Annotated in this window: 18 protein-coding genes; 17 read left to right on the top strand and 1 reads right to left on the bottom strand. The window is 41.0% G+C overall.

What is annotated here, in order from left to right:
- Nucleotides 1–8: 8 nt before the first annotated feature.
- The 17 genes from mgsA (at nt 9) to AC6CIB_RS00335 (ending at nt 17003) form a co-directional block, all read left to right on the top strand.
- Nucleotides 9–416, top strand: a complete 408-nt coding sequence (gene mgsA / locus AC6CIB_RS00255) for a methylglyoxal synthase (protein ID WP_498277280.1) — start codon at nt 9–11, stop codon at nt 414–416.
- Between the two features lies 1 nt (nt 417).
- The gene (bshB1, locus tag AC6CIB_RS00260; protein WP_498277282.1) at nt 418–1119 is read left to right on the top strand and encodes a bacillithiol biosynthesis deacetylase BshB1; all 702 of its coding nucleotides are present in this window, start codon (nt 418–420) and stop codon (nt 1117–1119) included.
- Between the two features lies 1 nt (nt 1120).
- Entirely contained in the window at nt 1121–2245 is a 1125-nt protein-coding gene (gene bshA, locus AC6CIB_RS00265; protein WP_498277284.1) for an N-acetyl-alpha-D-glucosaminyl L-malate synthase BshA, read from the top strand.
- 42 nt (nt 2246–2287) lie between these two features.
- The gene (locus AC6CIB_RS00270) at nt 2288–3484 is read left to right on the top strand and encodes a CCA tRNA nucleotidyltransferase (protein ID WP_498277286.1); all 1197 of its coding nucleotides are present in this window, start codon (nt 2288–2290) and stop codon (nt 3482–3484) included.
- Nucleotides 3469–4452: a biotin--[acetyl-CoA-carboxylase] ligase gene (locus tag AC6CIB_RS00275; RefSeq protein WP_498277288.1), complete on the top strand. Its 984-nt coding sequence runs from the start codon at nt 3469–3471 to the stop codon at nt 4450–4452. Before AC6CIB_RS00270 ends, AC6CIB_RS00275 begins: the two co-directional genes overlap by 16 nt.
- A 277-nt stretch (nt 4453–4729) precedes the next feature.
- On the top strand, nt 4730–5569 hold the full coding sequence (panB, locus tag AC6CIB_RS00280) for a 3-methyl-2-oxobutanoate hydroxymethyltransferase (RefSeq protein ID WP_498277290.1): 840 nt from the start codon (nt 4730–4732) through the stop codon (nt 5567–5569).
- Nucleotides 5566–6435: a pantoate--beta-alanine ligase gene (panC, locus tag AC6CIB_RS00285; protein WP_498277291.1), complete on the top strand. Its 870-nt coding sequence runs from the start codon at nt 5566–5568 to the stop codon at nt 6433–6435. Before panB ends, panC begins: the two co-directional genes overlap by 4 nt.
- Nucleotides 6428–6811, top strand: a complete 384-nt coding sequence (panD, locus tag AC6CIB_RS00290; protein WP_498277293.1) for an aspartate 1-decarboxylase — start codon at nt 6428–6430, stop codon at nt 6809–6811. Before panC ends, panD begins: the two co-directional genes overlap by 8 nt.
- A gap of 116 nt (nt 6812–6927) precedes the next feature.
- Complete coding sequence (dinG, locus tag AC6CIB_RS00295; protein ID WP_498277295.1) at nt 6928–9723, top strand: ATP-dependent DNA helicase DinG; 2796 nt, start codon at nt 6928–6930, stop codon at nt 9721–9723.
- A gap of 76 nt (nt 9724–9799) precedes the next feature.
- Nucleotides 9800–10645 carry a hypothetical protein gene (locus AC6CIB_RS00300; protein WP_498277297.1) on the top strand — a complete coding sequence of 282 codons (846 nt, stop codon included), beginning with the start codon at nt 9800–9802 and terminating at the stop codon, nt 10643–10645.
- A 224-nt stretch (nt 10646–10869) separates the two neighbouring features.
- Entirely contained in the window at nt 10870–11040 is a 171-nt protein-coding gene (locus AC6CIB_RS00305) for a YpmA family protein (protein ID WP_498277299.1), read from the top strand.
- A gap of 12 nt (nt 11041–11052) precedes the next feature.
- Nucleotides 11053–11529, top strand: a complete 477-nt coding sequence (locus AC6CIB_RS00310) for a cell wall elongation regulator TseB-like domain-containing protein (RefSeq protein ID WP_498277300.1) — start codon at nt 11053–11055, stop codon at nt 11527–11529.
- A 23-nt stretch (nt 11530–11552) separates the two neighbouring features.
- Nucleotides 11553–12740: a pyridoxal phosphate-dependent aminotransferase gene (locus AC6CIB_RS00315; RefSeq protein WP_498277302.1), complete on the top strand. Its 1188-nt coding sequence runs from the start codon at nt 11553–11555 to the stop codon at nt 12738–12740.
- Nucleotides 12741–12890: 150 nt separating this feature from the next.
- Nucleotides 12891–14183, top strand: a complete 1293-nt coding sequence (gene asnS / locus AC6CIB_RS00320) for an asparagine--tRNA ligase (protein ID WP_498277303.1) — start codon at nt 12891–12893, stop codon at nt 14181–14183.
- Between the two features lie 839 nt (nt 14184–15022).
- A complete protein-coding gene (locus tag AC6CIB_RS00325) occupies nt 15023–15733 on the top strand; it encodes a DnaD domain-containing protein (protein WP_498277304.1) in 711 nt (236 codons plus the stop codon).
- 101 nt (nt 15734–15834) lie between these two features.
- Nucleotides 15835–16491: an endonuclease III gene (gene nth / locus AC6CIB_RS00330; protein WP_498277305.1), complete on the top strand. Its 657-nt coding sequence runs from the start codon at nt 15835–15837 to the stop codon at nt 16489–16491.
- The gene (locus tag AC6CIB_RS00335; RefSeq protein WP_498277306.1) at nt 16488–17003 is read left to right on the top strand and encodes a YpoC family protein; all 516 of its coding nucleotides are present in this window, start codon (nt 16488–16490) and stop codon (nt 17001–17003) included. Before nth ends, AC6CIB_RS00335 begins: the two co-directional genes overlap by 4 nt.
- 37 nt (nt 17004–17040) lie before the next feature.
- Here the strand turns inward: AC6CIB_RS00335 and AC6CIB_RS00340 are convergent, their stop codons facing one another.
- Nucleotides 17041–19764 carry a transglycosylase domain-containing protein gene (locus AC6CIB_RS00340; protein ID WP_498277307.1) on the bottom strand — a complete coding sequence of 908 codons (2724 nt, stop codon included), beginning with the start codon at nt 19762–19764 and terminating at the stop codon, nt 17041–17043.
- Nucleotides 19765–19828: the final 64 nt, after the last annotated feature.

The following is a 19828-nucleotide window of genomic DNA, read 5'->3' on the forward strand; positions in this document are numbered from 1 at the left end:
TGAGTGTTATGAATATCGCATTAATAGCTCATGATAAGAAAAAAGATGATCTGATTCGTTTTGTATTGGCGTATAAGTCGATAATTGAGAAACACGCTCTTTTTGCCACTGGAACAACAGGAAAGAGAATCGGGGAAGAAACGGGATTATCTGTCCATCGTTTCCGGTCAGGTCCACTGGGGGGAGACCAGGAGATAGGTTCCTATATTGCTAATAATAATATGGATCTTGTCCTGTTTTTTAGAGACCCTTTAACAGCTCAGCCTCATGAACCCGATGTATCTGCACTAATCAGACTTTGTGATGTGTATTCAGTTCCATTAGCAACCAATATGGGAACAGCAGAAGTATTGGTAAAAGGGCTTGAAAGAGGAGATATCGAGTGGCGAAGTGTGGTAAAGGAAAAGGAGGAGTAAAGTGGATCAACAAGTAGACATCCTCGCATTTGGCGCTCATGCCGATGACGTGGAGATCGGTATGGGTGGCACCCTTGCAAAATATGCGGCCGAAGGAAAGAAGATTGTGATTTGCGATCTCACACAAGCCGAGCTTTCTTCAAATGGAACCGTTTCTTTGCGTAAAGGTGAAGCAAAAGCAGCTGCACATATATTAGGTGCCTACAAGAGGGAGACCTTGGATGTTCCTGATAGAGGCATTTACATAACAGATGAAAACATTCAGAAAGTGGTTAACGTGATCAGAATGTACAAGCCGAAAGTGATATTTGCTCCCTACGATCTGGATCGTCATCCTGATCATGGGAATGCTTCACGATTGATCAAAGAAGCTTTTTTTTCAGCAGGAATTCGGAAATTTCATTCCACAACTCCAGCACATAAAGCGGATAATCTGTATTTTTATATAATCAACGGCTTTCATAAACCTCAGTTTGTAGTGAATATTGAGGCATATATGCATACGAAGATTCGCAGCTTAGAGGCATATACGAGCCAATTTACGCAAGGATCTGAAGGAGTGGCGACTCCTTTAACGGAAGGATACATAGAAGCGGTTGAAGCGAGGGAACGAATGATGGGGAAAGAAGCGGGCTTACGTTATGCAGAAGGATTCTTTTCCTATAACACCCTAATATTGCATCAAGATTTGTTAGGAGATTAATATGAAAATGAAAATAGGTATTACCTGCTACCCGACTGTTGGAGGTTCTGGCGTAGTAGCAACAGAGCTGGGGAAATTATTAGCAGAGAGAGGCCATGAAATTCACTTTATTACCTCGAGTATTCCATTTCGGTTAAATAAAATGTATCACAACATCTATTTTCATCAAGTGGAAGTAAGTCAGTATTCAGTGTTTCAATACCCACCTTACGATATAGCACTGGCGAATAAGATGGCAGAAATTACTGAGCGTGAGAACCTGGACATCCTTCATGTACATTATGCGATCCCACATGCAGTCTGTGCCATTTTGGGTAAACAAATGTCTGGTAAAGATGTAAAGATTGTCACCACCTTGCACGGCACCGATATTACAGTACTTGGTTATGACCCTTCTTTAAAGGGAGCGATTCGATTCGGGATCGAAAAGTCTGACGTGGTGACCGCGGTTTCTTCCGCATTAGTGAAACAAACCAATGACTTGATACAGCCGGATAAAGACGTTCAAACGGTCTATAATTTCATAGACGAAAGAGTATACAAGGCAGTAGATTCTCAGCATCTTAGAAATGAGTATGGAATTAACGATAATGAAAAGGTCATTATTCATGTTTCCAACTTTCGTGGGGTGAAAAGAGTAAAGGATGTTGTAGCAGCATTCAATCTTATACAAAGCGAGATTCCGGCCAAACTTCTCCTTGTTGGGGACGGACCTGAAATGACGGTGATTTGCAGGCAGGTGAAAGAACTCGGATTAGAAGAAAGAGTTTTGTTCCTTGGAAAACAGGATAACTTAGAAGAGCTTTATTCGCTTAGTGATATTAAGCTGCTACTTTCAGAAAAAGAAAGTTTCGGTTTAGTTGCCCTGGAGGCTATGGCTTGCGGCGTGCCGAGCATTGGTACAGATGTAGGAGGCATTCCTGAAGTCATTCAGGACGGATACAACGGCTTTATATGTGAAGTCGGGAACGTTGCTCAAGTTGCAGAAAAGTCTCTGCTATTGCTGAAAGATGAAACACTTCACAAGGAACTCTCGGAAAATGCACTACAAACGGCCCGAACAAAGTTTCACTCCAGCAAAATTGTCGAAGAGTATGAACGGATCTACAAAGAGCTTCTATCATGATACAGTCGGAGGGTAAAGATCTGAGTAAAGCAGGTGTTAAAAATGTTACCGAGGATATTCCAACAAGCCGTACCCGTTTTAAGGAAGATTGAAAGGGCGGGATTCGAGGCCTATTTCGTTGGTGGGTCTGTCAGGGATCACTTCCTAAGTCGTCCAATTAATGACGTAGATATCGCAACGTCTGCCTATCCCCAAGAATTAAAGGAGATATTTCCGAAAACAATTGATATCGGCATAGAACACGGGACCATTCTGGTCATTGATGAGGGCAGAGAATATGAAATCACGACATTCAGAACTGAATCTGCATATGCGGACTTTAGAAGGCCGGATAAGGTAGAATTCATCCGCTCATTAGAAGGAGATCTGGAACGCCGTGATTTTACGATGAATAGTATGGCCATGGATGCTGATGGGAATGTATATGACCCCTTTAAGGGCCTGGATGACATACATAATAGAGTGATCCGGACCGTGGGGTCACCGGATTTAAGGTTTACTGAGGACGCTCTTCGTATGATGAGGGGAGTGCGCTTTGTCAGTCAATTAGGCTTCAAGGTGGAGCCAGATACATTGAATGCATTAGAAGAGCACTCCAGGCTTCTTGAGCATATAGCCGTAGAAAGAAAGACGATGGAGTTCGAGAAGATTGCGGGAGGTAAATGGAAACGAGAGGCACTTGCCCTTCTTGTCCGTACCAACCTATATATTGAACTCCCTCATTTAACTCAACAGAAAGAAGTTCTTCAAGATGTAGCGAAACTTCCCCAATTAGAAAACATAAATAAGGACCAAACATGGTTACTTCTATTAGCATACATGGGGGATATTGATACCCAGGATTTTCTGAAAGGCTGGAGGCTCCCGACGAAAATGATAAGGGAACGTTCGAAGGAGCTTGGAATTTTAAAAGAAAGAAGAAAGTCCGGCTGGTCTAAGCCTTTGCTTTATCGTGCCGGCCTGGAAGCAGCCGTAAATGTTGAGAAAGTCCATGAATGCATAGAATCCAAACCCGTTTCTTCTGTAGAAAACGTTAAGGAAGAATATCATTCTCTAGCGATTACATCGAGACAACAACTGGATGTAACAGGAGATGACTTAATGATATGGGCGAACAAAAAGGGTGGCCCGTGGATGAAAGAACTTTTGGCTGAAATTGAATTGGCGATTATAACCGATACAATCCATAACGATAAAGAAACGATAAGGAGGTGGCTACAGACATGCAATCGACTATAAAGAAGAAACTGCTTCACGCTTTATCTGTATCGGATCAGGAATTTTTATCCGGACAAGCACTGGCTGATATAGCAGGTTGTTCAAGAACGGCTATTTGGAAGCATATTGAAGAACTTCGTAAAGAAGGTTTTGTGTTAGAAGCTGTAAGAAAAAAAGGATATCGAATTATTGAAACCCCTGATAGTGTGACAGAAAGTAAGATCCGCTTAGGATTACAAACGAAAACGTTAGGCAGAGTGATCCACTATGAGGAATCAGTTCAAAGTACACAGCGCATCGCTCATATGCTTGCGGGCGACGAAGCAGCAGAAGGTACGTTGGTCATTGCTGACGAACAAACAGCCGGAAGAGGAAGGTTAATGAGAGAGTGGCACTCATCAAAGGGAACGGGAATTTGGATGAGTCTGATCTTAAAGCCCCTTCTTCCACCCCAAAAGGCCCCACAGTTTACACTCATTACTGCAGTTGCCGTCGTTCAAGCGATCGAGGAAGTAACAGACCTTCATCCGCAGATTAAATGGCCGAATGATATTCTTATCGACGGAAAGAAAGTGACGGGGATTTTGACGGAGCTGCAAGCTGAATCTGATAAAATAAATTCCATTATTATTGGCATCGGCATGAATGTAAATCATACGAAGGAACACTTTCCTGATGAACTTCAGAAGATTGCAACCTCACTGGCCATTGAACAAGGAGATCCTTTATCAAGATCAGAAATTGTTCAAAAGGTTTTAGAACGAATCGAAGCCCTATATTCGATTTATATGAAGGAAGGTTTTACTCCGGTTAAGCTGTTATGGGAGAGTTATGCAATCAGTATCGGTAAGAAAATCCGTGCCCGTACCATCAATGGAACGATTGAAGGAAGGGCACTCGGAATAACCGATGAAGGAGTTCTGAAGATCGAAGACTCAGCAGGGACCGTTCATCAGATTTATTCTGCAGATATTGAAGTGAATATTTAAGTGAAACCGATATGGAGGCTAATCGATTGCTTCCATGTCGGTTTTTTTATGGTATAATCTCATTGGGCAGTATCCTTGGAACTGCACCCCTATATTCATCTTTTAAACTTTAATACAATTTCTGCCTTGATCCATTGTGGACTGGGACAGAGGGTCGAAACAATGATACTTAACACTTATGATCCTTCTGTCATTTATTCAGGAGGTTTTTTTATTTCTGTAATGAAAGTGCTTTCATTTCGTTTCGTCACCTCTGACTGAAAAGAAGGAGGACACTATGAAACAAACAACCGATTTTCTTAAGATGAAGAATAAGAGAGAAAAGATTTCCATGCTTACAGCGTATGATTTTCCAAGTGCCAAGATAGCGGAAGAAGCGGGAATTGATGTCATCCTTGTTGGTGACAGCCTCGGAATGGTTGTATTGGGTTATGACTCAACGGTACCTGTTACAGTTGAAGATATGATCCATCATACGAAAGCCGTAAAAAGAGGGGCGAAAGATACCTTTATCGTCACTGATATGCCGTTTATGTCCTACCATTTGTCAAGGGATGAAACTCTTAAAACAGCGGCACAGATTCTTCAACAGGGAGGCGCTCACGCTGTGAAGGTAGAGGGGGGAGATCATGTAATCGATCGTATCCATTCCCTTACAAGTGCCGGCATACCCGTTATGGCTCATTTAGGTTTAACCCCTCAATCCGTCGGTGTCCTTGGAGGATATAAAGTACAAGGGAAAACAGCCGACTCAGCCAAAAAGTTGATTGATGATGCCCTAAAATGTGAACAGGCAGGTGCCTTTGCACTTGTGTTAGAGTGTGTACCAAAGCAAATAGCCAAAGGGATTTCAGAAGCATTAACGATTCCAACCATTGGTATTGGTGCAGGCAGTGAAACAGATGGCCAAGTGTTAGTGTTCCACGATCTTGTAACATACGGGGTGAATCGTGTGCCTAAGTTTGTTAAACAATACAGCAACGTATCAGAAGCCATTCATAGCAGCATAAAAAACTATATAGAAGAAGTTAAAGGGAAGAGCTTCCCATCCGATGACCATTCCTTTACGATGCGGGATGAAGAATTGGATGCTCTCTACGGTGGAATGAAAAAATGAAAGTGATAACGAACATACAAGATTTACAGCGTACGATACAACAAGTTAAAAATTCAGGGTCCTCTATCGGGTTTGTCCCTACAATGGGATACCTTCATGAAGGACACTTGACTCTAGCGGATGAAGCCAGGAAAAACAACGATACTGTCGTGATGAGTATCTTTGTAAACCCCCTGCAGTTCGGTCCGAATGAAGACTTCGACCGCTACCCGCGTGATGTTGAAAGAGATACAGAGTTAGCAAAGAATGTTGGGGTTGATATACTCTTTATACCTGAAGTAGTAGAAATGTATAAAGGGAAACAATCTGTAACCTTGAGTGTGATAGAGCGGGTAGAAGTACTGTGCGGACGAAAACGGGAAGGTCATTTTGACGGAGTGGTAACCGTTCTGACTAAATTGTTTCACCTTATTCAGCCGGCCAGAGCGTATTTCGGGCTGAAGGATGCCCAGCAGATTGCAGTAGTGGAAGGATTAGTAAGCGATTATTTCTTTCCTATGGAAATTGTGAGGGTGCCTACTGTCAGGGAAGAGGATGGATTGGCGAAAAGCTCAAGAAATGTCTATCTATCAAAAGAAGAAAGAAGAGAAGCACCTTCTCTTTATCAAAGTCTGAAAGAAGCAAAAAATCGTATTGATGCCGGGGAGAGGAACCCTGATTCGATTATTTCTATGATTTCAATGAACATTCAAGAAAATACCTCGGGAAAAATCGATTATGTGGAAGTGTACTCCTATCCTGAGCTAACGGAACTGTCCAGATTACAGGGTGAGATCATTATAGCTCTGGCAGTTCAATTTCAAAAGGCCAGATTAATTGATAATATAATCATCAGTGTAGAACCAGAGGAGGATTTAAATGTTTAGAACGATGATGAGTGGTAAAATCCACAGAGCGACTGTAACAGAAGCGAACTTGGATTATGTGGGAAGCATTACCATCGATCAGGATATCTTAGATGCAGTCGGAATGATGGCGAATGAAAAGGTTCAGATTGTAAACAACAACAATGGTGCCCGTCTGGAGACCTACATTATACCAGGTGAAAGAGGGAGCGGCGTCATTTGTTTGAACGGGGCTGCTGCAAGACTTGTGCAAAAAGGTGATATTGTCATCATCATATCGTATAAACTGGTAGCTGAAGAAATGGCCCATGACCATATCCCGAAAGTTGCCATCATGGGAGAAAATAACCATATCATTGATATGATCGGAACAGAACCTGAAGCGACAATACTATAAAAGAAATCGGCAAGTCTTCTAATTTGTGAATAGGAGACTTGCTTTTTTGTTTATGGTACACTTATTTAGAAATCATAAGAGTATGATGTAGGATCTATATAAAGGCAGTGAAGAACATGTACCCATTCAAACTCGTTGTTATCGATCTTGAAACAACAGGAAATTCTCCTAAAAAGGGAGAAAAAATCATCCAACTATCAGCGGTTATTATAGAAGGCGGAAAGATCGTTGATCAATACACATCATTTGTGTCACCTGGAAAACCGATTCCTGCGTTTATTGAGGAATTGACGGGGATCAATGATGAAATGGTCAAGGACGCTCCAGCTTTTCATGAAATTGCACCAAAAATACTCGAGCTGCTTGACCATGGCGTTTTTGTTGCTCATAACGTTCAATTTGATCTTTCATTCCTTCAAGCAGAACTGGAAGCAGCGGGCTATAATCCATTTACGGGACCTGCCTTCGATACAGTAGAATTAGCTAAAGTGGCCTTACCATCGGCAGATAGTTTTAAACTTACGGAACTGTCCAATTCATTGGATTTAAGCCATGTAAGGCCTCACCAGGCAGACAGTGATGCCTATGTAACAGCTGAAATTCTCCTTTATTTTATTGAAGAATTGTCAATGCTGCCCTTAGTCACACTCGAAAATCTTCACAAGCTTTCCCATCATTTGAAAAGTGATCTTTCCTTATTGTTTGACAGTATTGTGAGTGAGAAACAAAAACACGTAGAAGACCTGCCACCGGAGTTAGAGGTCTATCGAGGACTGGCTATACGGAAGAAAGATGCTTCAAAGAAAGATGTTATGGAAGAGCTCCATTTTGGTGAACCCAATATAGAAGAACACTTGGCACAATATGTTCCCTTCTATGAGAAGAGAGAGCAACAAATGGAGATGATGGATGAGATTCAACATGCTTTTCATGAATCCCGGCATGTGGTCATAGAAGCGGGAACAGGGGTTGGCAAGTCACTGGGCTACTTATGGCCTGTGGTCATGTTTGCCAAGGGCTCTCATGAAAGAGTGGTCATCAGTACCTACACCATCCAATTGCAAGAGCAATTACTTCATAAAGAAATTAAATTATTGGAAAAAATAAGCCCTACACCATTCAGAACTGTACTACTAAAAGGGAAAAATCATTACATAAACCTGTTTAAGTTTGAACAGGCCCTGAGGGAAGATGAGTCTCAATATGACGTAGTTCTGACAAAAATGCAGATTCTGGTATGGCTGACACGAACAGAGTCAGGTGACATGGATGAACTTAATCTTACTTCTGGGGGGCAGTTGTTCTGGAATCGTCTAAAACATGACGGCTGGCACTTACCTCATACGAAAGATCCCTGGGTCGGGAAAGACTTCTATCTTTTCGCAAGAAAGAGTGCTCAAGAAGCAGATATCATCATTACGAATCACTCAATGCTTCTGACTGATATCGTGAAGGAAAGCAACATGCTTCCTCCTTACGACTACTTAGTAATAGATGAGGCTCATCATCTGGAGAAGTCAGCAAGACAGCATCTTGGAGTTGTAATGGATTATCTCTCGATTAAGTTTAGTACTTCCCAGTTAGGAACCCTGGACCAAAAACAGTTGTTCTATCAACTTGATCAACTTATTTCCAATCACTCAGTTCAAATGAATACACACTCATTTGAATTGGATTCCCGTATTAGTCAGTTTTACATTGATTTAGAAGAAGCCATTGGAGTGTTAACGAGCGTTTTCTATAAGAAAGCCAAAAAGAGAACCGGGGTACAAAAAATACAGCTGAGAATTACGGACGAAATGAAGAAGAGCAGCTACTTTCAACCTGTACTCATGTCTATGGAACGGGTTATTTCAGGAATGAAGTATGTGGAAAGAGAGTTTCAGCAGGTTCTAGAGACAATCAAGGATAAGAAGATCAAGTTGCAAGATAAAGAAAAAGCCTTGATTGAAGAATTTTACAGCTTTTTAGTGGATTGGGCAAAGTTGAGATTGAATTTTCAAACCGTCTTTTTAAGAGAAATGAACAACCATGTTCTCTGGTTAGATGGAGATACAAGATCATTACCGAATAGTCTTTCTATCCAAGCTCAACCAGTTACTGTCAATCGTAATCTTCAAGATGAGATTTTTGCCAAAAAGAAAAGTGTCGTCCTGACTTCAGCTACCCTGACCGTCAGCGGATCTTTCAATTACTTCTTAAACGAGATTGGACTCCTCGATCAGGGGGTGAAACGGTTACAACTTACTTCTCCTTTTGACTATAATGAAGTTTCTAGATTATTCGTCCCAACAGATGTCCCTGAAATTCAGCAAGTTCAAAGTGAAGAATATATTGAAGCAATAAGCTCGCATTTAATAGGAGTGGCTCAAGCGACGAAAGGGCGAATGCTCATCTTATTTACGTCTTACGATATGTTAAGGAAAACGTACGAGCTGATGAAAGAAAGTGGTTTATTAGAGGAATATGTATTAATGGCCCAAGGAATCACCTCAGGAAGTCGTACACGGCTGACAAAGAACTTCCAGCGATTTGACAAGGCAATTTTATTTGGAACGAGTAGTTTCTGGGAGGGTGTAGACATTCCCGGAGAAGACCTGTCTTGTCTTGCCATGGTCAGACTTCCATTTTCTCCACCTGACGAGCCTGTCAATCAGGCAAAATCAGACATCCTCAAGGCTCAAGGGAAGAATCCGTTTTCTTCTCACTCTTTACCTGAAGCGATTATTCGGTTCAAGCAAGGGGTAGGAAGACTGATTAGAAGAAGCAGTGATCGGGGAATCGTAATTGTATATGACCGCAGAGTGATGACGACAAGGTATGGTAAGGCTTTCTTGCAGTCGATTCCTTCAATGGAAGTAAAAGAAGGGGATTTATTTGATTTGGTTTCTTGGATTGAAGATTGGCTCTAATACAGATTAAACTTCAGTGATAAATTTTACTCTTTAACACAACCTAAAGAGTAGATGTGAAACTGGAGGATTGAAAATGAGAGTGATCTTATCGGTAATGCTGACTTTTTTCCTTGTCATTTCAAATGCCTATGGAATGAGAGTGCCTCAGGTGGATTTACATGTATCACATGAGGAGTATGCGATTAGTTTTCTTCCTGTTTTAAAAGGGGAAGTAGCAGTTCTTCATTTAGCTTCCGGGGAAAATTATTTAATTAATACCGGACCCCTTCAGGAAAGTAAACAATTATATTATTATTTGAATCAAATGCATATTGACAACGTTAAGGGAATCATCCTCACGGAAAAAAGTGAAGTGCATGAGGATATGATTACTGAACTTGGGAAGAAGTACTCCATAAAAGAAATAATATCGGGTAAATCCCTGGCTGAAGCAATACAGAAAAAGGGTACCTTTACGATACACACGATTACTGAAGATCAGTCATACTCGCTTTCAAAAGAGTTAGCATTAAATGTGATGCATGAAGGCAATGAGGAAGGAGAAGGATTGGACTTTTCCATTACTTTCTTCCATCATCGCTTTTTGTGGCTGAGCTCACAATCATTGCATTCTTTAGGGGTTTTACTTACAAAACCCCTAAAGAACGTCAATATTGTGAAAATACCTCTTCACTCTAAATCGGAAAACATGTCTCACAGTCTCCTGAAGCATATCGATCCTCAAACGGCTTTACTATACCGTTCTAAGGAAAGGCTTCTTAATGGTGAAATGCTCGAAGCCATCAACGAGGCGTGGATTGATCTGTATTTAACTGGGCAACATGGATTGATTGCCATTAAATTTAATAAGCGAAATTACGAAGTGCTTACTTTTGATCAAGAAGATGGAGTGTTTAAAGAAGAGGGCGGAAAACACTAGTGCCGAAAGAAAAATAAAGAAGGGCTGACAACGTTGTCAGCCTAACTGAGTGTGGATTAGAATATAGTTTTTGTGATACGCTCTACCATAATAGCCATTAATGTTGTTATAATGTGTGTAGCGTTTCTTACTCATAGTGTGGCGAATAGCCGTGACATCATGAGTAGAAAAAAATGTTTTTTAATAGGGGAATATCTTAAGTAAACGGGTAAAAGGAGGAACACATGGAAAGCCGAATTGAAATTCTTTCCACCGTTCGTATTGAATATACGGATAACTTATATAAAGTGGTTGATGCACTAAATAGAACCTTAAAAAAAGATGATTATATGTTTGGTTTAGCCTTAGATCCGGAAGATCAGAATCAAGCAGTATTAACAATTTATCGTACATAAAGAGTGATAGTAATGAAAAAATGGATAACGATTATCGCACTATTGTTCATCGTCCTTGGGATTACGGCTTCGGTCGTACTTTATCAAGTTTCCCGGAACCCATTGGATAATCAGGCAGAGAAAGCTCTAAATAGAGTGAAAGCTGAAACGGCTATCGTTGAAGTTGAAAACACAAGCTTCTACAACGGCTCTAAGTCCTATGTTGTGGTGACAGGTAAGGATGATCAAAACGAGAAGCTCGTGGCTTGGGTTCCCAATAAAAAAGGGAAAATAATTGAGAAAAAATGGGCAGATGGTATTTCAAAAGAACAGGCAATCAATAAACTAAATGATGAAAAGCAACCGAAAGAATTGTTATCGGTCCGTTTAGGATATGAATCTGTCGGACCTGTATGGGAAATTACCTATTTAGATCAACAAGACAATTTAAATTATTTTTACCTGCTATTTTCTACTGGAGAATGGTGGAGGAAAATTGAAAATTTATAATCAACTCTAGGGGGAATACGTCCATGAAATTTACGTTAGCTGACAGAGTAAGTGCTTTAACACCATCAACGACTTTAGCGATAACTGCAAAAGCAAAGGAAATGAAGTCACAGGGTATTGATGTTATCGGTTTAGGTGCAGGGGAACCTGACTTTAATACTCCTGAACATATCATCAATGCTGCGTATGCGTCCATGACTGAAGGTCACACAAAATATACTCCATCTGGTGGTATGGCCAATTTAAAAGAAGCTATCATCCATAAGTTTGAAACAGATCAGAAACTTACGTATAAACCATCGGAGATCATCGTGACGAGTGGTGCAAAGCATGCCCTTTATACATTGTTTCAAGTTCTTTTAAACGAAAGTGATGAAGTCATCATTCCTACTCCATACTGGGTCAGCTATCCTGAACAAGTGAAGCTTGCCGGAGGAACTCCCGTGATTGTTGAAGGGAAAGAAGAGAATGAGTACAAAGTTACTCCACAGCAGTTAAAAGAGACGATCACTCCCAAAACAAAAGCAGTCATTCTTAACACACCTAGTAACCCTACAGGAATGCTATACTCTCGCGAAGAGTTACAAGCGATTGGAGAAGTATGCTTAGAGAACGATATTCTGATCGTTTCAGACGAGATTTATGAAAAGCTTGTGTATGACGGGAACTCACACACGTCTATTGCTGAATTGTCTCCAGAACTTAAAGAGCAAACAATCGTCATTAACGGGGTGTCAAAATCTCATTCCATGACGGGATGGAGAATTGGATATGCAGCAGGTAACGAGACCATCATTAAAGCAATGACCAATCTTGCCAGTCATTCTACCTCTAACCCAACGACGACTTCACAATATGGGACGGTTGCTGCCTATTTAGGAGATCAACAACCTGTAGAGGAAATGAGACAGGCATTTGAAGAGCGCTTAAACATTGTTTTTGATAAATTGAACAGTATTCCAGGGTTTCATTGTTTGAAGCCTCAAGGTGCATTCTATCTGTTCCCGAATGTGTCAGAAGCGGCCAAGAAAACAGGCTACAACAATGTCGACGAATTTACAAAAGCTCTGCTGGAAGAGGCAAAGGTAGCAGTTATTCCTGGATCAGGTTTCGGATCGGACAACAATATCCGTCTTTCTTATGCTACAAGTCTTGATGCACTCGAAAAAGCAATTGAGAGAATGCATGAATTTGTTGTTAGGAAGAGTTAATAAAACAAGGTTTGCAGACCGTGTTCGTTTCGGTCTGCTTTTTCCTTAAAATCATCCCGTTTTGCTCAATCTATTGCGGCGAGATAACGGTAAATGTATAATAAATAACGATACATAAGCGTCTTAAGTTTTTTTGGAGGGAAAAAAATCGTGAAAACTACTATATCTCAAGTAAGTAAGTTTGTAGGAGAAGAAGTAACCATTGGTGCTTGGCTTGCCAACAAACGTTCAAGTGGAAAGATTGCCTTTCTTCAGCTTCGTGACGGAACTGGATTCATTCAAGGTGTTGTCGTAAAAAGTGAAGTGGAAGAAGAAATCTTTCAAAAAGCAAAATCATTAACTCAAGAGACATCTCTATATGTTACAGGAACAGTTTCAGAAGATTCCCGTTCACCGTTTGGATACGAACTGCAAGTGAAAAACGTAGAAGTGATTCATGAAGCAGTGGATTATCCAATTACACCTAAGGAACACGGAACCGAATTCCTGATGGATCATCGTCACCTTTGGCTTCGTTCCCGTAAACAGCATGCAGTGATGAAAGTACGTAACGAAATCATTCGTGCAACATATGAGTTCTTTAATCAAGAAGGATTTGTAAAGGTAGATCCCCCAATTCTGACTGGCAGTGCTCCGGAAGGAACGACCGAGTTATTTGCCACTAAATATTTTGAAGAAGATGCCTATCTTTCTCAGAGTGGTCAGCTGTACATGGAAGCAGCAGCCATGGCATTAGGGAAAGTATTCTCTTTCGGACCGACTTTCAGAGCGGAGAAATCGAAAACCCGTCGTCATTTAATCGAATTCTGGATGATCGAGCCTGAAATGGCATTCTATGATTTTAAAGATAACCTGGAAGTGCAGGAGCAATATGTTTCTTATATCGTTCAATCGGTTCTGGAAAACTGTAAGCTTGAATTAGACCGATTAGGAAGAGATACATCTAAACTAGAGCAGATCAAAGCTCCTTTCCCGCGAATCACTTATGATGATGCACTTAAGTTATTGCATGAAAAAGGTTTCGATGATATCGAGTGGGGAGACGATTTCGGAGCTCCACATGAAACAGCCATAGCTGAAAGCTACGACAAGCCGGTATTTATCACGCATTACCCGACTTCGTTAAAACCTTTCTATATGCAACCTGATCCAGACCGCGATGATGTCGTTTTATGTGCAGACCTGATCGCACCAGAAGGGTATGGAGAGATTATCGGTGGCTCAGAGCGTATCCACGATGCGGAACTCATGAAACGTCGCATTGAAGAGCACGAACTTGCTACAGATGCTTACAAGTGGTACTTGGAACTAAGAGAATATGGATCTGTTCCTCATTCAGGGTTCGGTCTTGGACTTGAAAGAACAGTGGCTTGGATAAGTGGAGTGGAACACGTGAGGGAAACCATTCCATTCCCGCGTTTACTAAACCGTTTGTACCCATAATACAAATATCAAACAAGGAGCTGGCTGGATTGCTTTAAGGGCAATACCGGCCGGTTCTTTTGTTTGGGCTCTTTTTGTAAACATTTTTACTATTTTACAGAAGAAAGTAGGAGTTGATTTCCGCTACAGGATGCTCGCTTTCCGCGGGGTGTGCGGTGATTAACCTCCAAAAAAGTGAATTTATTATGAGTGGTAGTGTGAAAACAGGGACCGTTCCTTTTCGCTCCAGGCACAAGATTCCCCGGGGATGAAGTCGAGCCTCCTCGACGTTCCGTCTGTGGGGTCTCGACCTTTCCTCTATCACCGAGCAGGAGTCAAGTGCCTACCGCTATAATCCACTCTGTGCATCCATATTTTTACTAAATTATGACGGATAGACAAACACAAAAAAGCACTTTTTGTAGATATGTAGGTCGTTTATTTCCAAAAACAAACGATCTACAAAGTAGCACAAAATAATTTCTATTAGATTGTATTTCCACTTTTAAGCTCTGTCATGAAATTTTCTTATAGATGGTGAGGGGAACTGTGTAGACTCCTGCGGAAGTACGGTCGTGCCGAGACCCCGTTCGGCTAAGCTGAGGAGGCTCGGCCGAACGCTAGCTGCAATCGAAGCAGTTCCCCTCACCATCTAGCACACACTAATGGACAGAGCCCAAGTAAACAACAATCTTTGCTAAAAGAGCCTTTCTTTTTGTCCAGTCGCACCTTCTGTTACCTAAAGGTTTGTTGGGACTAAAAAGTCGACTCTTCATTTCTTATTTCCATCTTTCTTCTAATTCATAACCATGTCCACATATACTGAACCATGATATACTAGTAAGTGAGGTGTGCCGAATATGGATTATAAACGTTTAATGGTGTCCTGGATCGAAGAGGGAACACTTAACATTCCGCAATTATTACTATCAAATTACAATACACTAGGCTTGAATGAGTCAGAGTTTGTGCTGTTATTGCAAATTTACGGTCATCTGGAAAAGGGAAACTATTTTCCGACACCGGAAGAGCTCTCGGAACCTATGAGTATTTCTACTGAACACTGTTCAACTATTTTAAGAAAGTTAATGCAACAACAGTTTCTATCGATCGAAGAGGGATCTTCACCTGATGGAATCCTGTTTGAAAAGTATTCTCTCAATCCTTTATGGGAAAAGATGGCTGAGTTCGTAATACAGGATTCTAAAATGAAGCAGATGGAGAAATCCATGGAAGAAGAAGCGGACATTTACACGACATTCGAACAGGAATTTGGTCGTCCGCTTTCTCCTTTAGAATGTGAAACCCTGGCCATGTGGTTGGATCAGGATGATCATAATGCTATTATTATTAAAGCAGCATTGAGAGAAGCTGTCATATCCGGTAAGCTGAATTTTAGATATATCGATCGGATTCTATTTGAATGGAAGAAAAACGGTGTGAAAACCATTGAAGATGCGCGTAACCAAAGCCAACGCTTCCGTTCTCATCAAAACCCCGCAGCTTCCAATGATTCAGCTGCTTCTCCTAAACGAAAATCAGTACCATTTTATAATTGGCTTGAGCAATAGGACGATAAAAGGGGCTGACTCTCAAATGCTTGAGGGTTGGTCTATTTTTAATTTGGATAATCCTTTTTGATTTTTAGGATAAAGTGGAGGTATTAGGATACATGCTAAATAAAAAACAAATACAAATTTGCTTAGATGAAATGAGAGAGATGTTTCCAGACGCTCATTGTGAGCTGCGTCATGAAAATCCATTTGAGCTTGTCATTGCGGTCCTTCTATCGGCTCAATGTACTGACGCCTTAGTGAATAAAGTCACCAAAGGCTTATTTGAAAAATATAAGCAACCTGAAGATTATCTGAATGTATCTTTGGAAGAACTGCAACAGGATATACGCTCCATCGGGTTGTACCGAAACAAAGCGAAAAACATTCGTAAACTATGTGAAATCATTCTGACTGAACATGGAGGAAATGTGCCTGAAAGTCATGAAGAATTAGTGAAACTGCCGGGCGTAGGAAGGAAAACAGCAAATGTAGTAGTATCGGTTGCATTTGGAGTGCCCGCTCTGGCAGTAGATACCCATGTCGAACGTGTAAGTAAGAGATTAGGGATCTGCCGATGGAAAGATAGCGTATTAGAAGTAGAGAAAACGTTAATGAAAAAAATCCCGAGAGAAGAATGGTCCGAAACTCATCACCGGTTGATTTTTTTTGGAAGGTACCATTGTAAAGCCCAATCACCCCAATGTGATGTATGCCCGCTGGTCGATTTATGCAGAGAAGGTCAGAAGAGACTAAAGAAAAAAGGTAACATATGAAAGAACTGACCTTGAGCATTCCGATACAATTATATGATCCTTTTTTCTTTTTTGAGTCAAAGGTGAGAGTGGATGCTTCTCATATCATACCCGATGAACCATTTTTTGCTTATGAAATTCTCTATTTCAATGAGGAAGCTCCAGGTTCGCTTCCCTGGGAGGATCATGAATTATTCATAGGTATCATACTTAAGAGCTGGAGAGAGGGGGAGGAGTGTCTTAAAACGTTATTTAAAAAACGTTCTAAGGATACATTACCTCTGATGAAAAAGAGTATTGCGCAAGCTTATATGCTTTTATACTGGAGTAATTCAATGCCAGTAATATTAAATTCTGACATTACTCCCATTGATAACCTTTCCATTAAACCTGCCAACGCAGGGGAGAGAATGTCATTTATCAGAAGCAATCCAACCCTTTTCCATTCCTTCATACAGTTATCTCAGCTATTCGAGGAACAACATAAACAATATGCTAAATCTCTGGCTCTAAAACGAGATAGAGAAAATTAAAAAGGCAACGAGAAAATTTTCTCGTTGCCTTTTTACCTTATTCTTGTTCTCTTCGGGAGTCTGATTGGGTAGCAGGTGCACCATTCGTGGCGCCATCTCCAGTACCTGAGCCGTCGCCAGTCCCATCTCCGGTTCCAGTGCCATCTCCGGTTCCAGTGCCATCACCAGTGCCGTCATCTGTACCTCCGTCACCAGTCCCGTCTCCTTCAGGCGGAGGAGTAGTGCCATCATCGTTACCTGTGTCTTCACCATCATCACCTGAATCTTCTTCATTCCCATCTCCTTGACCATTTCCTTGACCATTGTTATTTCCATTATTATTACCATTACCATTGTTATCTTGATTTTCATCGTTATTTTCATCTTGGTTTTCTTCATCTTCACCATCAGTAGCCTTGACATCAACATTAACCGTTGCAGGATTACTGCGCTGATCTCCTGATATTGCTACAACCTCAAAGGTGAACGTTCCTTGGGATTGAATGTTTTCAACATTTAATCCTTTCTTATCTGTTGTCGTTAATACTTGTTTCGCTTCACCATTTATCGAAACCGCCACTTCAAACTGAACATCCTTCTCTTTACCATAATCCCAGGCAAGAGTGATGGTTTGATCTTTCTTATTGAATTTACCTTTAAGATTTGAAGGTGCATCAATCTTGTCGAATTCTTTTGAAACCTTGGAAGGTTCCGTTCCACGGACAAATAGTTCAGTAATCACTCTGTCATCTGGAGTATATTCACTTGGTAGTCTAGCCGGGTTGCTTCCTAATTCAACCTTGGATTCAACCACGCTGTCTGGTTTATTAAAATCTGGTGTGTCAACGCCATCATGAACATAGCTCATCAGGTCACTGACGATGTACTGTGAAACCCTTCTGTCCGTAGGGGATAGTGGTATGGAACGAGTCTTATACCCAGTCCAAACCGCCGCTGTGTAGTTTGTGGTATAGCCTACAAACCATGAATCAGGTGCGCCTGTTTTAGCAATTCCGTATTTCTCGCGTTCTTCTTGAGTATAGTTCGTCGTACCTGATTTCCCGGCCATCGGTAACCCTGGCACCTTGGCATAAAGGCCTGTTCCTCTTGGATGATCAATGACGCTCTGCAGCATATCAGAAATCATATAAGCTGTATATTCTTTCATTGCAGGCTTTGGTTTATTATCATTCTCAATCTCTGTTTCACCATCGCGTAATACTACTTTTGTAACCGTATGTGGCTTGTTGTAAATGCCTTCATTACCAAATGCGGCATAAGCACCGGCCATTTGTACGGAGTTTACTCCAGGAGACACACCACCGATTGAAGCAGATTCATAATAATGATCGAACTTTAATCCGAGACCATTCACAAATTTCTCTGCTTTCTCTGGACCGACTTCCTGAAAAGCTTTTAGAGCAGTAATATTTCGGGAATCCCAAAGACCCTCACGTATCGTGATTGGCCCCTTAAATTGACCATCATAGTTATTGAGTTCAGTTCCATCAGAATATTTATAAGGCTCATCCTTTAAAATATGATACGTCGACCATTTTAAATGCTCAATGGCAGGTGCATAGTCTATTAATGGCTTAATCGTAGATCCAGGCTGACGTTTTGTATCGATTGCAAAGTTAAATCCACGCTGAACGTTTGGATCCTGTTCTCTTCCGCCACCAATCGCTCTGATTTCTCCAGTTTTCGTATCCATCAGGGTTACCCCCGCCTGCATGGGCTCTTCAGGATTCTCTGGATAACTGAAGCTGGTATTTTCACCTGCTAAAATTTCTTCCAAACGTTTTTGAGCATTCGGATCAACGGTTGTATAAACCTTTAAACCATCTGAAAATAGGTTATAGTCACCCATTTTTTGTACTTCATCAATAACTGCATCCACAAACGCAGGATATTTGTTTCCGTTTTTCTTTTCGATTTCTTCAGCTGATACCAATCCTTCAGTGATCGGTATGGCCTGTGCTTTCTTCTTTTTCTCTTCAGTGATTTTACCGTGCTGTTCCATTAAAGAAAGAACGATATTTCGTCGCTTTTCCGCTTTTTCAGGATATTTAAAAGGGTTATAGTTGTTTGGACTTTGAGGCAGTCCGGCAATCAGGGCTGCTTCATGAAGCTCAATGTCTTTAATGTCTTTACCGTAATAATAGTCTGCAGCAGTAGCCATTCCGTTAATTCCGGCGGACATATATACTTTATTGAAATACATTTCAAAGATTTCTTCTTTTGTATATTCCTGCTCAAGCTTGATAGCCAGCCATGCTTCTTGAGCTTTTCTTTTTAACGTTTTCTCAGGACTTAAAAAAGATCCCTTGATCACTTGCTGGGTAATCGTCGAAGCACCTTCTGAACCGAAACCACCTGTTACATTGGCAATGACAGCGCCCCCTAATCGAATCAAGTCAATTCCGTTATGCTTATAGAATCGATTGTCTTCTGTGGCGAGGACCGCTTCCTGCATTACCTTTGGGATGTCATCGAAGTTTGCATACTCCCGATTTTCTTTACCAACGGTCGTGATCAATTCCCCGTTCATATCATAAATTTCTGATGCAATCGGATCCTTGAGTAATTTTTCATCAAGCTTAGGTGCACTGGACGCATAGTAAGCAAATAATCCAGCGCCAGCCAGCATTCCAATAATACCGATGATAAATAATGATATAATGACGCGTTTAACCATAGAGCCCTTTTTCTTGCTCTTTGTGGATTTTGACTTTTGTTGGGCCAGACGCTTTTCTTCCCTTGACTTATATTGACCAGCCATATTGTTTCCTCACTTTCAATCTTCTGTGTTTTTAGTATTGTCTAAGATTTAAAATATACTACTG

The organism is Rossellomorea sp. GQ25 (assembly GCF_059758515.1).

Excerpts from the sequence above, each read along its gene's own strand:
- AC6CIB_RS00325 (WP_498277304.1), top strand. The coding sequence starts at position 15,023 with ATGGATTATAAACGTTTAATGGTGTCCTGGATCGAAGAGGGAACACTT.
- nth (WP_498277305.1), top strand. The coding sequence starts at position 15,835 with ATGCTAAATAAAAAACAAATACAAATTTGCTTAGATGAAATGAGAGAG.
- AC6CIB_RS00270 (WP_498277286.1), top strand. The coding sequence starts at position 2,288 with ATGTTACCGAGGATATTCCAACAAGCCGTACCCGTTTTAAGGAAGATT.
- AC6CIB_RS00275 (WP_498277288.1), top strand. The coding sequence starts at position 3,469 with ATGCAATCGACTATAAAGAAGAAACTGCTTCACGCTTTATCTGTATCG.
- AC6CIB_RS00310 (WP_498277300.1), top strand. The coding sequence starts at position 11,053 with ATGAAAAAATGGATAACGATTATCGCACTATTGTTCATCGTCCTTGGG.
- bshA (WP_498277284.1), top strand. The coding sequence starts at position 1,121 with ATGAAAATGAAAATAGGTATTACCTGCTACCCGACTGTTGGAGGTTCT.
- AC6CIB_RS00335 (WP_498277306.1), top strand. The coding sequence starts at position 16,488 with ATGAAAGAACTGACCTTGAGCATTCCGATACAATTATATGATCCTTTT.
- AC6CIB_RS00340 (WP_498277307.1), bottom strand. The coding sequence starts at position 19,764 with ATGGCTGGTCAATATAAGTCAAGGGAAGAAAAGCGTCTGGCCCAACAA.
- AC6CIB_RS00300 (WP_498277297.1), top strand. The coding sequence starts at position 9,800 with ATGAGAGTGATCTTATCGGTAATGCTGACTTTTTTCCTTGTCATTTCA.
- panD (WP_498277293.1), top strand. The coding sequence starts at position 6,428 with ATGTTTAGAACGATGATGAGTGGTAAAATCCACAGAGCGACTGTAACA.
- panB (WP_498277290.1), top strand. The coding sequence starts at position 4,730 with ATGAAACAAACAACCGATTTTCTTAAGATGAAGAATAAGAGAGAAAAG.
- panC (WP_498277291.1), top strand. The coding sequence starts at position 5,566 with ATGAAAGTGATAACGAACATACAAGATTTACAGCGTACGATACAACAA.
- AC6CIB_RS00305 (WP_498277299.1), top strand. The coding sequence starts at position 10,870 with ATGGAAAGCCGAATTGAAATTCTTTCCACCGTTCGTATTGAATATACG.
- mgsA (WP_498277280.1), top strand. The coding sequence starts at position 9 with ATGAATATCGCATTAATAGCTCATGATAAGAAAAAAGATGATCTGATT.
- dinG (WP_498277295.1), top strand. The coding sequence starts at position 6,928 with ATGTACCCATTCAAACTCGTTGTTATCGATCTTGAAACAACAGGAAAT.
- AC6CIB_RS00315 (WP_498277302.1), top strand. The coding sequence starts at position 11,553 with ATGAAATTTACGTTAGCTGACAGAGTAAGTGCTTTAACACCATCAACG.